The sequence below is a fragment of the Pseudoalteromonas sp. JB197 genome (genome assembly GCF_002332205.1).
Taxonomy (GTDB): Bacteria; Pseudomonadota; Gammaproteobacteria; order Enterobacterales; family Alteromonadaceae; genus Pseudoalteromonas; species Pseudoalteromonas nigrifaciens.
The window spans coordinates 2,889,858-2,906,709 of record NZ_NRGZ01000001.1 but is presented as its reverse complement, the minus strand read 5'-3'; the positions used below and the strand labels follow the sequence as shown (position 1 = coordinate 2,906,709).

Here is a 16,852-nt window from a genome sequence, read left to right as displayed (position 1 = left end):
CTGCCTTATAAAAACGTGTAAACAAGGTGACCCGGCGCAGCATTTTTGCGAGGTGGTACCACCGGGGTATTTTCAACTGCTCGACGCCACATAGAGGGAATATCATCTTGAGCAATCACGAAATCATCCAACACCAAAATATCGATATTGGCGCGAATGAAACAGATAATGCATTCCACGGCACTAGTAACTATGGGTTCACCACGCACGTTGAATGAGGTATTGAGCAAAATAGGACAGTCTGTTAATTCATCGAAACGGTTGATCAATTCCGCAAACCGCGGGTTAATATCGGGATTGACTGTTTGCACACGAGCTGAATTGTCAACGTGCGTAATAGCGGGTAAATCCAGCAACGACGACACTTGACAGGTAGCTAACATGAAAGGAGACGGAGCTGCTAATTCAAAATGTTCAAGGGACTTATCCAGAGCCACTACCGGTGCAAATGGACGGAAATCTTCGCGCTTTTTCACCAAAGCATTGATGCGTGCGCGCATATCCGGTACTCGGGGATCGGCAATAATAGAGCGAGCACCCAGTGCTCTGGGACCAAACTCCTGACGTCCCTGACACCAGCCGACTACTTTGCCCTGCGCCAACTGCTCTGCGGTATAAGCTAATAGGGCAGATTCATCATGGCGAAAATCTAAGTGCTTAACTCCTGATTGTTTAAGTACTTTTTCGATGTCTTGAAGGTTGTTTCCAGGCCCTAGATAAACCTGTTGCATTTCACTGAAGCCATTGCGATGACCCGTAAGCTCCACGTGCGCTAGAGCCGCCGCACCTAGGGCTGTACCGGCATCTCCTGCTGCGGGTTGTACAAATAAGTTTTCGTAAGGACCCTGTGCCAAAATTTTACCATTGGCCACACAGTTAAGTGCCACACCGCCTGCCATACACAAATTCTTGCTTGGCACTTTACTGTATAGGTATTCCACCTTTTTAAGCAGCATCTCTTCGAGCACCACTTGCAAGCTTTTCGCTACATCTTTATGAAACTGGGAAAGCTCAGACTCTCGCTCTCTCGGTGGCTGACTCATCAGTTCCACAAGCGCATCGGAGTACATACTATCTGTTTGTAGAAAGTTAAAATAAGTTTGATTTAAGTGATACTGGCCATTTTCGCCCTCTTCCACTAGATGACGTAGCTTGTCTGCATAGATAGGTTCACCGTATGGTGCCAAACCCATGACCTTGTATTCACCACTGTTGACCTTAAAGCCCAAATAACTGGTAATGGTACTGTAGAATAGACCAATGGAATCAGGGAAAGTGACTTCTTCAAACAATTCCAACTTTTCTTTGTCACCACGACCATATGTAGTGGTTGCCCACTCACCAACACCATCAACAGTCAAGACGGCAGCATCATCAAATCCTGAGTAATAATAGCTACTGGCCGCATGAGATAAGTGATGTTCGAAGTAAACGATTTTCCCATCGAACCCAAGGGTTTCACGCATAATTTCTTCTGGTGTGGGAGCTGTTAGGTTAGCGAATACTTCCTGACGTCGCTTACTATCAGCCCCATCAATGCTACCCATCCACAACTGTCTAGACAGCTTCTTTTCAGGCTGCTCATAATATGCAATACAGTCAACCTGATCGATGCTGATGTCATTCTGCGCTAAGCAATATTTAAGGCTTTGAATTGGAAAGTTTTTGTCGTTTTTGACCCGACTAAATCGCTCTTCTTGCGCCGCTGCAAGTAACTCACCATTTCGCAAAATACAACAAGCGGAATCATGGTAGCCAAACGACAGTCCAATAACTATTAAGTCTTGCTTTTTCATTTTTATATCCTAAGTTCAAACGGCATTGGTACCGTTGGCTAAAATTTATGGGCTTGCTCATCTTGCAAATATTCAGATGACAGGCCTTGCTTTGAAGTCGCTACACTGATAGCCAAGTTATGTAACGTCAGCGCCCTTACCTTTTGCGCCGTATCCAATAGATATGGAGGAAATAGGATGTCATCCTGCCCATCTACAATCGGAGGTGGCACAATGGTACGAAGCTGACTACGGGTCAGTTTTTCCCAATTGCACCAAGGCGGAACATCACCGACTTTTTCCCAATTGACATGGCGCTGGTACAGATCCACATTGAAACCAGCCTGTTGAGGCTGATATTGTCGTGATGCGATGCGGCTTAATAGCAATGCCCGCAACCCTTTTTTGATCCAAGTAGCGTCACCCTTAATGCCAGGCAAGGAAGTTTTACCGATATTTTCGGCCACTATTTCTACCACTTCGTCTATAGATTTAGATTCCAGACTTACCCAGTTCAAACTAGGCAGCGACAGGTTAAAGCGAGAGCGCAAATAGCCTGCCAAGAACTGATATCGACAGCGCTCGTCACTATCAAAACCCACTATATGCTCACCAAACAGCGCAAGACCTGCGACCTCTTTTCCTTGGCTCTCAAGTTGATATGCCGTTTCAAACGCCAAAGGACCACCGGAGCAGTAGCCCATTAAATAATAAGGACCACTGGGCTGCTGAGCTTGAATGATATTACTGTGGTAATAAGCCAACTCGCTGAGACTGCGATAATTAAACTGCCTGTGCAGTACTGGATCTTCCAGTCCAATAAACGCAGCCATATCCGAAAGCTCATTAGCCAGTCCCTTGTAAAAGCTGACACCACCGCCTGCCGTGTGCAGACAGAACACTTTGTGTTCTGACTGACTTTGGTTTAACTGAATAACGGTCTGTGAAGACTCCCCCGAACTACCGTATTTCACAGAGCCTCCTCAAGTGCCTGTGCGATAGCCGCAATGGTCTGATGTTTCCAGATAAGAGCAACATGTAAGTCCAGTCCTTCTGCCTGACAGGTTTCGGCTACTTGTAAAGCCAGCAACGAGTTGCCACCCAAATCAAAGAAGTTACTGTGTACCGACTCCACTGGCTGTGGCAGCACCGCTCCCCAAATAGCCGCCAATGTGTTTTGAATTGTGCTCTGAGGCATGACATTTTCCTCTGCAGCAGGTGAGTCAACGGCTGAGTTCTCAGCTGCTAGTCTCTTCTCTTGCTCGCATACCTCATCAAACAGTGTCACTTCCTCGTCATTTAGGATTGCAATCTGACTCAGCGTTTTCACTTCCATCAGCTGCTCAAGTACTGCTTTTAAATGATTCAGCATCATGCCAACACTACTGTTGGCAAAACGTTCCACGTTATAGCCACAGTTAATTACTAGAGAGTTTTTCAAGGTGACAATAAAGGTCAATCCATAATTGGTTTGCTCGTCGGACTCCAATCCCTCTACTGTTATAGGCAACTGCTCTGCATTGACAGCTTCTTGAGCCTCAATGGGGTAGTTCTCAAACGCCAGCAAGCAGTCAAATAAAGATTGGTGACCTTTTAGCGCAGTTTGCTTATGGATGTCCGTCAGTCCCAAATAACCAAAGTGGTTGCTATCATTAAATTGTGTCTGCAACTGTTGGGCAGCTTCCATCACCGACCATTGCTGATCAGGGTTAATACGCACCGGTACAGTGTTGATAAACATGCCTACCATAGACTCGATATCAGATACCTGTGCCGGACGACCAGAAATAGTGGCCCCAAATACAACATCCTTAGTACCGCTGTAAGCTTGCAATACCAGTCCCAACCCCAGTTGCAGCAAGGTATTAACTGTTGTACTTCGGCTTCTAGCAAACTGCTCAAGTTGTGCCGTAAATGACTCGCCTACATCTAGAGTTTGCTTGCGATAACCCTGCTCTTCGCTGACTTTAATTTTGTCCAACAACAAGGGGGTCGGCTGCTCAAAGCCGTTGAGATAATCACGCCAATAGTTAACACCCTGCTGCTGATCTTGTGAGGTCAACCATTGGATGTACTTTTGATAAGGTACCGTATTCGCGTCGGGAACAGACTGTCCTTGAAGTAGAGCCTGATAAGTGTTCATCACCTCTTTGTACACCAACGGTGTACTCCAACCATCCATGATTGTATGGTGGAAGCTCCAAAGCAGCTGAAAGCGTCGTGGCGCTAATTCAAACACAGCCAGACGCATCAGAGGCGCGTTGGCTAAATCAAAACCTTTCGCTTTGTCCTGACGCTGATAAGTAGTAAAACGCGTATGCTTTTCCTGTACAGCTAGGTCGGACCATACTTCCTGATGCCAGTCTAGTTTGACTTCTTTGCTCACTAACTGATGAAGACTTTCACCACTGCCGACAAAGGCCGTGCGGAAAATATCGTATTTTGCCAGAGCGCTTTCCCAAGACTTGCGGAATAAGTCGGTTTTCAGTTCACCATTAAATACCAAAGTGACCTGAGAAACGTAAGCCGAATATTCCAACGCACTGTGGAATATCATGCCCTTTTGCATCGGAGTAGCTGGGTATAAATTCTCAATAGCATACTGCGTTTGCAGTTTATCAATCTGTGCCTGAGACAATGTCGCTAATGGGAAGTCACTGCAGGTCAGTACAGTCTTGTGGATGCTTTGGCAATGGCTCACAATTTCCCGAAGCGCATCACTTAACAAGTCAGACAAAGCATTGATAGACTTGTGGCTAAACTGCTGAGAACTAAAGTCAATAATAAATTCAAGCTCACCACCAGCCACCATACCCGTGAGACCCAAACAATGGGCTCGCATACGGTTCGGATCAATAGCATCTCCTGTGTGCTCAGGTGCAACAACAAAGGCGCTCTCAGTATTGACTGATTGATCAAACTGACCAAGGTAATTAAAGGAAATATCCGCATGTTTGAGTGGGGTTAACTGGCGCTGCTCTGAGAGTTCGCATAGCACGCCATAACCAATACCATTGTTAGGAATAGCACGGTATTTGTCTTTTATGGCTTTGATAACACCACTGGTGGTTTCATCTTCGCAATGTAACACCAAAGGATAAGCACTAGTAAACCAGCCCATTGTTTGAGAAGTATCAATATCATCAAATATATCTTCTCGACCATGACCTTCAAGCGTTAACATGAAGACACTTTGTTGCTGCCAGTTACGTAACGCTAGGTACACAGCTGAAAGCAACAACTCATTAATTTTAGTGCCATAAGCGTTAGAACATTGCTTTAGCAGCCCTTCAGTAAGTGCCGCATCCAGCCTTAAGCTAGTCCGTTGAGTGGTGGCATGAGTTGCTTTTTCGTCACTGTCGATATCAAAAGGTAATGTAGGTACATTCTGGCTCTGTTGAGACAGCCAATAATCCAATTCTTTATCAAATACCTCTTCACTGGCTGCCTGATACAGAGCGTCACTCCACTGCTGAAAAGACGCAGTTTTTGATGATAATGCAATCGCTTTGTTCTGTTGTAGCTGCCCGTACGCAAATTCTATGTCTTCTAGCAAGATACGCCACGAAACTCCGTCTACTATCAGGTGATGCGCTACCAAGAACAGTCTGCCTTGTCGCTGTGCCCCGCCATCAAGATAAACGAGTTTAAACAGGGGGCCATCGACAATATTCAGGCTGCGCTGATAAAACTGACAGCGAGCAGTAATGTGCTCAGACCACTGAGCTTCATCGTCAGGTAAAGCTTCTATGACGATACTTTGCTGTAACATGCTGTCAGAATACGGGGTGTAACTGGCTTGCCAGTTTTCGCCACTTTTGACAAAGCGCAACCTCAGAACATCGTGTCGTTGATAAACCGCTTCACATAGCTGACGTAGTTTCTCAGCATTAAAACCCTGTGGAGTAGTTAGCAGTAGCCACTGATTGAAGTGGTTAGCCGCATCAGCATCATCATTAAAGAACTGCTTTTGAATAGGTAATAATTGCAATGTACCTGTGGCTTGTTGATCTTGATCCAGCTTCGATTTAGCGCCTGACTGAGCCGTTGCAGTTTTAGCAACTTTTGCCAGTTCAGCAATGGTCTGTTTATCGAATAACTGTCGGGTGGTGATTTCAATTCCGGCCTTTTTCGCTCGGGCTACGGCCTGGATAGACAAGATAGAGTCACCACCTCTGGCAAAAAAGTTATCGTGAATACTCAGGTTATCCACCTTTAAAAGGTTTTGCCAGATATCGCATAAAGTGCTTTCCAGCGGTGTTCTAGGAGCCGTATTGTCATCCTCGTGTGTCACACCGTTGTACTTACTAGTTAGGAGATTTTTATCTATTTTGCCATTTTGGGTTAATGGATATTGATTTAGCAGTACAATGCTTTTAGGTACCATATATTCAGGCAGCTGCTCTTCAAGGTTATCTTGTAATGCAGCACAAAGCGTATTAACTGAACGCCATTTTTCTTCGTTTCTTACGATAGTGGGTGTATGGTCTCGTCCGCAACTGCGAATCGCAAAAATGTTATACAGACCGGTATCTTTGAGTTCCTGTTCTTCGTCAACATACACGTCAAAGCCCTGTTTGCTAAGCATTTCAGAGATAATGCCTAGGGCACCATCTTCATCGTGGATTTCAATCACTACTTGTTTGATCTTAGGCCAGTCTGACTCTTCAATGCCCCGTAGCACATCCAGTTCACTGCGCTCCACATCAATTTTCAACAGGTCTATGTGCGATATACCATAGTTTCTAATTTGCTCAGAAACCGTCGATAGCTCAACCTGTACTTTGCGTTTTTCCAACCGTTCCTGAACAAAGTCTTCCACTTGATGCTCAGCAATCCCCTTCTCTTTATTGGTATTGAGCATATATTGCTTAACTACCTGCAAAGGTGCAGCTTCGTCTTTAGAAATACCCGACAACGCCGTGTTATATGGGTAATAATCAAACTCGGTGAATTTGGGCTGATCAGACAAACCTAAGCAATGGATGTGATTGCGACCATTACCGTAAATCTCAACATTGGCTTCCAGACGGCGATAGGTGTCAGGAATAGGCTCAAAACTGTATACCTCTAGTGTCTCAAAACGGGTTGTAAGCGATGTGCCAAACACACCAATATTGGCACCTACATCAAAAATTACTTGGCCTTCTTCGATTTTAACACCATGGCGTTCATACACATTTGCAACAAAAATCTCGTCATAAATGCTCAAAGTTTCACTCTTGTTCACTCCACAAATAGCCATACCGTTTGGCACCTCAATGAGATCCTCCGGCTTAATACGCTCAGCTTCAAGCATGCTAAGAATTCGGCTCGCAGCTGGGGCAGTTTGCGTGTCAACGAGACAATAAGCCGCTAAATCGTTGCGCTTGCTGCCCTGCTCATCAAGGGGTTGCATGACCATGGCTTCACGTACGCCATCATTATTGGTAAGTGCGTTTTCGATTTCTCCCGGCTCCACGCGGTAGCCGCGGATCTTCAACTGGTCATCAACTCGTTTGATAAACTCTAAATTACCCTCGTTCGTCCAGCGCACTAGATCACCAGTTTGGTAATAGCGCTGGCCATCTTGTAGAGTGATAAATTTTTCATCTGTAAGCGCTGCACGGTTCAAGTAGCCTCTAGCGACACTTGGCCCGCCAATGAAAAGCTCACCCACAACACCAATGGGTTGCTGTTCACCATCTTGATCTAATACTCTAAGTTGAGTCGCACCAAGCGCCCGACCAATATGCGGTTGCGCTTGTGTGATCCTAGTCCAAGTGGCATTAACACAGCATTCTGTAGGCCCATAAACATTGAAAGCTCTTCGCTCAAAGCGTGCCTGCCAAGATACCAACTTATTCCACAGTGATTCAGAGATAGGTTCACCACCAATTACTAGATCTGGTAGTTGGGCCTCCAAACCCAGTTCAAACCAAGCCTCGACCATACTCGCAGTACAATCCAGTAAATCCACCTTGTGTTGCTCTAAAAACGCGGCCATCTCTTGTGCATCTAGCTTGTGGGGTGAGGTATAGATGCTCAAAGTGCCACCATAAGCGATTCGGCTGATAGCTTGTAATGATGCGTCAAATACATAAGATGCTATCCAGCCCCAGTTTTTCGGGCGGCCTAACAAAGACTCCATATTGGCAGCAAGGTGCGCGAGATTGCGGTGCTCTATGCAGACACCTTTGGCTTTACCAGTTGAGCCAGAGGTGTAAATCACATAAGCCAGATCTTCCGGTTTAACCTTCACTTCGGGCGCAGTATCTGCATACCCATTCAAGGCATGAGTATCATCAATTTCGATTCGGATAACACTGCTTTGCTCCACATCATCGAATTTATGCACCAAGCTAGATTGGGTCAACAACAGCTGGCAACCACTGTCTTTTAGTTGATGTTGCAATCTAGAAGTTGGATGTTCTGGAGCCAGCGGTAAGTAAGCTGCACCGGCTTTCCATGTTGCTAAGATAGCTACTAAGCATTCCGTGCTGCGCTCAATGCAAATAGCCACCGGCACGGAGTTCTGTATCCCATGAGCTAACAAAGCGTGGGCTAGCTGATTAGACTTAGCATCCAACTGCGCGTAAGTCAGCTCTTCGCTGTTATCAGCAACTGCAATCTGCTCAGGGTTAGCTGCGGCGAAGCGAGCAAAAAGTTCGGGGACAATATCCGCATAAGTGCCTGAAGGCGCTTTATCTTCCGCCATAAACGACTGCAATTGCTGCTGTTCACTCTCATTAATAAGAGGTAGCGCTGCCAAACTAGGCTGAGTATTATCGAGGATACCTTCTAGCAGAGTTTCATAAGCCCTTGCCAAACGCTCAATGCTTTGAGCAGAGAAAAGCTTAGTAACATAACGCCAATCACACTTAATGCCGTTTGCTGATTCTGTGGCCGTAAGTTGTAAATCAAAGCGAATTACCTTTTCATTGTCTTCCACAGCTTCCAGTTGCAAGCCTGGCAATTCCATGTGTGCCGCTTCGTTGTTTTGGAAAGTGAAAATAATCTGGAATAGGGGACTGTAAGCTAAGTTACGTTCAGGTTTTAGGCGCTCTACAAGCTGGTCAAACTGAATGTCTTGGTTATCCATGCATTGCATTGATAACTCATTGACGGATTTAAGAAACTCGTTGAAGGGCTTGTTGAGCTCCACATTGTGGCGAAACACGAGAGTATTAATAAAACAGCCTATCAGCTCTTCAATTTGCCCATTCGTTCTGCCAGCTAAAGGACCTGCAATCACGATGTCTTGCTCATTACTCCAACGAGCCAATAGTACGGCTAAAGCACAGCGCATCAATACGTACAAAGTGGTGCCTGACTCAATGGCTAAGGCATTCAAACGAGACGCCAGCTCTGGAGACAACACCTGAATATGAGAATCACCTTCAAAACTTTGTTGGGGAGGTCTTGGAAAGTCTAACGGCAAATTATGCAGCTCAGGAAGTGCTTTTAGTTGTTCTTGCCAAAAAGCAAATTGTGCATCAATCTTATCGCCGTCTAGACGCGATCTCTGCCAATTTGCAAAATCAGCATACTGCACATCTAATGGGGGTAAACCACTGTCAGTAGCTTGCAAACGAGCGCGGTAAAGCGCGCCAAAATCACGAGCGAGCAAGCCCATTGACCAGCCATCTGCTGCGATATGATGCAGCGTAAATAACAGGTTAAACTGATCGTCTGCTAGTTTAACCAGTGCCACTCTGAGCATCAGATCTTTGTTCAGATCAAAAGGACTATCAGCTTCGGCTTTAGCCAGCGCTTTAAACTGAGCGTGCTGCTCAACACCATTCGTGTTGCTCAGATCGTGTTGCTTAATTAGCACTGGGCGAGCTGGGTTGATATATTGCACGGGACCCTGCTCTGTTTTGCTGTAGGTCGTACGTAAAATCTCATGACGAACCACCAAATCATTCATGGCCGCCTGAAATGCATCAAGGTCTAAATCCCCTGTGAGTTTAAGGGCCATGGGGATATTATATTGAGTGCTATTTTCCTCCAACTGGTCGATAAACCACATACGCTGCTGGGCAAACGACAATGGCAGTCCTTGAACGCGATCCGCCACCAAGTTAATGGTGTCTTCGCCTGAATTACTAGATACACTTTCCAGCTCTTGCAATAAGCTGATCAACTCATCTTTTGACGCAACGATTTTGGCTCGAAGCTCGCTGGTTAAAGCGCCCTTGTTCGCTCTTACTTTAAGTTTGTTATTACTCAGATATAGGTGGACACCCATGTTGCGGGCTTCCTTCAGTAGATCCACTGACATGCTCAAAATTCCTCTTCAATTAGCTCATCTTCAGCCGATGGGTTGAGTTCAAAATTGGGATTAATCAAATGATGGGCGTCAACAAGTTCAGCCTGTGATTTGACAGTATTGCGGGAAAATAGCGACTTAAGCGTGATGTCCAACCCAAATTCGCGCTTGATTTCTATATACAGTCGGGTAAGCCGTAGTGAATTACCTCCGACAGTGAAAAAGTTGATGTTAGTGCCAAGCACCTCTTTACCCAGCACTTTGCTCCACATAGCCAAAATCCGGTTTTCGGTTTCTGTGGTGGGCGCCTCAAGGTGTTCTGTCTCATCCACGTTATCCAACATCTCTAACAGCACAGACTTGTCTACCTTGCCATTGGCCGTGAGGGGGAATTGAGACAAAACAATAATATGATTCGGCAACATATAGGCTGGTAGTTGCTCTGACACAAACTCGCGAACCATGCTTTCTAAGTCTTCATTGGACCCTTTGTGCATGCCCGTTGCGGTGATAAATGCAGCCAGAATAGGATTATCGCCATTATCGACCACCATGGCTTGTGCCTCAGCCACTAACGGAGAAGCCACAAACGCATGCTGAATTTCTCCTAATTCAATACGAAAACCACGGAGTTTGACCATGTGATCGATTCTGCCCACATACTGTAGATTGCCATCCGGTAAGTACTTAACTAGATCGCCAGTTTTATAGAGCACGTTTTCCCGTTGGAGATCCCAAGGACTGTAAACAAATTGCTCGCGAGTCAACGATTCCTGATTTAAATAGCCTGCCGAAACACCTGCACCACCCAAATAAAGTTCGCCCACAGAGCCTTTTGGTAATAACTGGCCTTCGGAAGAAAGAACCAAAGCCTGAGTATGATCTATAGGCTTACCTATACTGGGAGCATCAAATAGGGGCTGAGTAAAGCACACGCCAGTTGAATAGGTCGTGTCTTCCGATGGGCCGTAAAGGTTATAGACTTTGTGGCAGTGGGGTAAAGCCAACAGCTGATTGACAAGCGGTCCATCTAGCGGTTCCCCAGCAAGATTTACAGTAGATACCGAGTCAGGAATTGCCTGGCTATTCAACAGCAATCTAACTGCCGAGGGCACAGTATTAATAAGGGTGATACCTTTAAGACTGTCATGCTGGGCATCTGCTACTAGCGTTAAGGCGCTTTCCACCACGACACATTGGTAACCAAAACACAGAGGTGCAAACATCTCAAATACGGATAAGTCGAAATTACACGAGGTGGATGCTAAGGTCTTTTTGAGTTCTTGAGCTAAATACGTGCGTTCAGCCCAGCGTAGCATGGCAACAGCGTTGCGGTGACGAATTTTAACACCTTTAGGCTTACCCGTTGAGCCAGACGTATAAATAACGTATGCCAAATTATCAGGGTGAATGGCAGCTCTAGTTATCTGCCACTTCAGTTCTGACGAACTGTGGTCACGGCTAACAGTATCTAACAGCAACTGTTCTACACTACTGAACAGACCGCTTTGAGTGTCTTGATTGAGACGCTCAACTGTATCTGTATTGTTTACTACGACACGAATATCACTGTCTTCTGTGATAGCTTGCAGTCTTGCTTTTGGATAAGTGGGATCCATAGGTACATAGGCAGCACCACATTTTAAAATACCCAAAATAGCAGCCACAATACTCACATCGCGACGACAACATAAACCCACAAGATCACCGGCTTTTACGCCTTTTTGCTCAAGCGCTACTGCGACGTTGTTGGCAAAAGTATTGAGTTCTGCATAACTAAACTCCTGATGCAAATCACTCGCTGCTGGTTTGTTGGGATTCAAAGTAACCTGCTGCTCAAAAAGCTCATGCAAACAAAGGTTATTTTCCGCAGGCTGAGGTGGTGTTAATAGCTCGTCCTGATAGTACTTTGGTAACAACGGCAAGCTAAACACTGAGGCCTCAGGGTTAGACACTAGCTGCTGTAAAAACAACTCAAAACTCTTAGACATCAGTTCGATAGTGTCAGCATGGAAAAGGCTCGTAGCATATCCCCAGTTAAGTACTAGACCATCAGCCAACTGCGCTGCGGTTAGCTCAAGATCAAAACGCACAATATGATTGTGCTCTGCCACACCAAATACTTCCAAGTCAGCCATGCTCAGGCTGGCTTGTTGATCATCTTGTAAAGAGAACAAAATCTGGAACAGAGGGCTATGACTGGTACTTCGAGCTGGCTGCAATTCATCCACAAGCATTTCAAAAGGGACATCCTGATTTGCATAAGCTTGTAGAGCGTAACGCTTGTTTTGCTCTAATAACTGCAAAAAGCTCATTTCCTGATCAAGACGAGTTCTAAATACTAGAGTATTAACAAAAAAGCCGATTAGAGATTCAACATCTGGTGAGTTGCGCCCTGCGATGGGACTACCAACTGCGATATCTTTGACATTGCTCCAACGACACAAAAATAGAGAAAATGCAGCCTGGAGGCACATAAATAAAGTGCTACCTTGGCTATTCGCCAACTGTGTCAAAGATTCCAACAAGGACTGGGAAAGAAGCTGTTTACGGCTCGCACCATTGAACTTCTGGATTTCAGGGCGCACTTTATCAAGTGGCAGGCTGTGTACTGGCGGCAAACCATCCAAAGTACCTTTCCAAAATGCTAGTTGCTCACCAAGATAATTCTCGTTGCAATGTTGACGCTGCCAGTGGGCATAATCAGCATACTGTGCTGACAATGGCGGTAGTGCAGATAAGGCATCTGCATTTTTGTCGGCGGTAAAGCTGTCGTAAAGACTAGCAAACTCTTGGGCCAAGGTGTTCATTGACCAACCATCAGCTGCGATATGATGTAAAGTGAATAGCAACACATGGTGATCTTCTGCCACAGCTATCAAACAAGCTCGCAGTAGCACGTCTTCATGCAGTTTAAACACCCTTCCAGCCTCAGCAGCTACTAATTCAGCTATGAGCTCCAAGCGCTGCGCGATGGGAGCCTCAGTGATGCTCTCTAGGCGCAATGGCACTTTCTTCAAAGGTTGGATGCTCTGATAAGGAGTACCATTTTCTTCATGATAGGTACTGCGTAAAATGGTATGGCGCTCTACCACCGCATTCAATGCTAGTTGTAGCGCCTGAACATCGAGCTGTCCCTTTAGTTCAAAGGCCACAGGCATATTGTATTGTGGAGAGCCCCCTTCCATCATATCAATCAGCCAAAGGCGCTGCTGTTGATGCGATAAGAATACAGGTACTGTCTTGTCAGTCTGCTCAATGCTTTGCTGCACCCTAGAGCCCTGTGAATCTACAAAATCAGCTAACTGCTTTATGTTTCTATGGGCGAAAAGATCCCGCACATTGATGTCAATATTGAACGAACGAGAAATTTTTCCCATTAGCTTCATCGCCATCAATGAATGACCACCGAGTGCAAAAAAGTCTTCATTGATACCAAAGCGGTTTTGCGAGCTCAACACCTCTTGCCAAAGTTGATAAAGACGTATTTCAGTGTCTGATTTTGGAGGCTGATAGTTCGTTTCCCCAGAGTCTCTGGCTTGAGCAATTAAGGCCTTTTGATCCAATTTACCATTTGATAAAGTGGGAAATCTCTCCAAACGAACCACTTTTTGCGGTTGCATATACTCAGGTAGATGTGCCGCTAAGGTAGTCTGAATTTCTCGATTAGAAGCAGATTTTTGATCAAGTACAAACAGATAAATACTTTTGTATTCATTGTCATAAACACTCTGGACCTGCTCGGCCAACGACCGGTTGCGCAGTAGCTCAGTGATCTCGCTCAGTTCAATACGCAGACCATTGAGTTTTATTTGATTATCATTACGAGTTAAAAAGAACAAATTCCCATCGGGAAGCACTCGTACTTGATCACCGCTGCGGTAATAAAGGCCATCTTCTTCGTCATACCATGTGGCGTCACGAGTCATTTGCTCCTGCCCAAGATAACCACTGAAAACCCCAGCGCCACCAATCCATAACTCACCGTCTTCGCCAGGCGTAGCTATACTTCCATCTGCTTTTACCACCCGACAGCGGTTATTGTCGATAGGCATACCAATAGGCACAGCATTGGTATTAAGTGCAGCATCAAAGCGCCAAAAAGTAGAATCAATACAGCATTCTGAAGGACCATAGAGATTGATGACTTCGCAATCAAACTGTTTCAGCGCCGCTTGAGCTGTAGCGTTAGTAAGCTGTTCACCTCCGCAAAACAAATAACTCAGAGTCGGAAATTGCTCCAAGTCAGGCTCATCCAGCAAAACCTCTAGCATAGAGGGCACTATCTGCATGACGTTGATACTATGTTCGATTAACGTATGCTGTAGTGCAACAGCATTTAGAGTCAAAGCCTTTTCAGCGATGATCATATCGCCGCCACACAACATAGGTGCCCAAAACTCCCATACGGACGCATCAAAGCCCGCAGAAGTGCGCTGTAAGAATCGATGAGAGTCTTTAAAATCAAACTCTTGTAACATCCACTGCATGTGATTATTCAAGGCTCTATGGCTAATAGCTACGCCTTTAGGTTTGCCAGTAGACCCCGAAGTAAACAGCAAATAAGCCAAATCTTCCGGTTGACGGGTAATATTGAGGGCGGTTTGAGCCTGTTGTTCTAAGTCAATATCACACCAGCGAACTTGACGACAACCTTCAAGTTCAAGCGCATGCTGACTGAGAATGAGTGCAGGTTTAGCCTCTTCGACTATGTCCTGTACACGCGCTTGGGGCAGCTCTTCGTCAAGGGGTAAATACGCTGCGCCAGCTTTACCACAAGCGAGCAACGCGATAACAAATTCCACAGAACGAAGCATATTAATGGCGATCAGATCGCCTTTTTCTATGCCCTGCTCTATTAACCAATGAGCCAACTGGTTTGCTCGTTTATTTATTTGCGAGAAGCTTTCACTGTGTAAAGGTTCCTTAGCGAGAGCTAACTTAACACTCGTCACTTTCCCCGAGTGACTATCAGCAATACTTTCAAACCAACTGACAACATCATTTGTCGCGTAGTTGGCTTCAGGTCCGTTTAATTGAAAGAACGAAGAGGGAGTGTTCTGCTGTGCATTTGTGATACATCGACTAATTTGGCGTTCAATCTTACTAAAAAGAGTGTGGAGGGCTTGCTCGTTGATATAGCTAGTATCGAAGTTGGCTTGGATAGTCGCTTTTTGTTCGCCTTCAACGAAACAGAAATCAACCTTTGTAGGCTCTGCAGCATAATGAATTTCATCCAGTTGCACATCTGCTGAGTCCTGCCACTCAAGATGAGAGAAAGCAAACGGAAAATATTGGTGCTCCAGTTCATCAGGTTTGATGTAGCACTCTAGGTAGTCTTGAGATAACGCTCTGGCAGCCATTTCAGCGCCAGCATCCACATGGATATCTTGCACTGTCTGATAGTGCATCGGTACACTCCGACTTAATGGCCCCATAGCACTGAACAATGCTTCATCAATCCGGCTGTCCAACAAGCGGGTCATGATGGCAGATTCTGAGCACTGCTGAATAACCTGGCGTAGCACACTTGCAATCACATCAGATAAAACGACCCCCAAATGTTGAGCAAGATCTTTGAGAGGGTGTAGAGATTCACAGAGGTCTAATTCTTTGGTTTTCCATCCAGCCGTGCCAGTATCAAGATAGTTACGTAAATGAAACTTATCTGCTCCAGTGGCATGAAACTGCTCTGTCTGCCAGTATTGACGAGCTTCTTCTAACTCATCATTAATAAGAAAATCACTGAGCCAATAAGCGATATCCGAATACTGTACTTCTTCATCACTGAGCTGCTGTAGTACAGCTTGGCGACCATTTTGCGTAGCTAAGAGCAACATTTGCATCAGTTGCTTTAGAGTAAATAAGTCAGCGTTCATCGTGGGCAGCATAATACTCACCCAATGAGTGTCTCCATCCAGTTCGACCACATCAATCGCCAACCATGACGTTGCTAAATCACGCTCACATCGGCTATCGAAAAGACCTTGTTTAAATGCATCGAGATCCAAGGTTACACCTGAAGTTTGCGGGTGATATTGATACTCAACCGACATGTTCGAGTTTATACACTGCTCTACAATACCTTGAGAATTAGTGTAATAGCCTGTACGGAAAATCTCATAAGTGGCGAGCAGTTCATTAAATAAAGGTTCGATTTCTGCAAATTTCTTAGGTGACGCGACTGCGTTTTTAGAAGAAATCAATACTGAAATAGCCGCGACCTTGAATCGTGACGGTGCAGAACGTTGGTGCTCGTGCCAATTGGCCACCTGTATGGGTGAAGTTAATACCTGGGTGGTGTCACTCATCTATCTCTCCAGCTGCGGTGGGTTGTCATGTAAGATTGATGAAGTTTGCAATACCGCAATTGCGTCCGAGATTTTCACCAATCGTTTGTCGTTTATTTCGATGACGCTACATTGGCTGGATTTTTTTAGAAAAGCAGCCCCTTCACGCCTTGGATAACCCTTGGTTAATCCTTGAATTACTCAGAATATCTGAATACTGCATAAATAAAGGGCTGTAGAGGATGCTCAGGTTTTACAAGAAGGACGCTCAGGACCCTTTAGACTGGTAAAAAACTGGAAATTATAACTATGATTTCACTCTGCCATTTTTGAGTATCTCGACAGGAAGCAAATCTTTTATGGCAAATGAAAACATTGGAGACGGGTCAAATGATGTATGTAACAACAAATATAGTGAATGACATTATGAGGATTAATGGTCAAAAAATACATGTTGAGATTGTTTAAATTTAGCTCAACTGGGTTGAATAATTGTACTGCCAGATCTTAACAATTCGCTCGACCTTGAAAGCTAG

Annotated in this window: 4 protein-coding genes; all 4 read right to left on the bottom strand. The window is 45.2% G+C overall.

Annotated elements, in window-relative coordinates:
• Positions 1 to 5: 5 nt before the first annotated feature.
• From CIK86_RS13670 to CIK86_RS13655, 4 genes are read right to left on the bottom strand one after another with little or no spacing between them, the layout of a single operon-like run.
• On the bottom strand, positions 6 to 1,796 hold the full coding sequence (locus CIK86_RS13670; protein WP_024602309.1) for a carbamoyltransferase N-terminal domain-containing protein: 1,791 nt from the start codon (positions 1,794 to 1,796) through the stop codon (positions 6 to 8).
• A gap of 38 nt (positions 1,797 to 1,834) precedes the next feature.
• On the bottom strand, positions 1,835 to 2,749 hold the full coding sequence (locus CIK86_RS13665; RefSeq protein WP_024602310.1) for a thioesterase domain-containing protein: 915 nt from the start codon (positions 2,747 to 2,749) through the stop codon (positions 1,835 to 1,837).
• On the bottom strand, positions 2,746 to 10,038 hold the full coding sequence (locus tag CIK86_RS13660; protein ID WP_086993157.1) for a non-ribosomal peptide synthetase: 7,293 nt from the start codon (positions 10,036 to 10,038) through the stop codon (positions 2,746 to 2,748). The genes CIK86_RS13665 and CIK86_RS13660 overlap by 4 nt, the downstream gene beginning before the upstream one ends.
• A 2-nt stretch (positions 10,039 to 10,040) precedes the next feature.
• Positions 10,041 to 16,337 (bottom strand): non-ribosomal peptide synthetase, encoded by a 6,297-nt coding sequence (locus CIK86_RS13655; protein ID WP_086993158.1) that lies wholly within the window; start codon positions 16,335 to 16,337, stop codon positions 10,041 to 10,043.
• Positions 16,338 to 16,852: the final 515 nt, after the last annotated feature.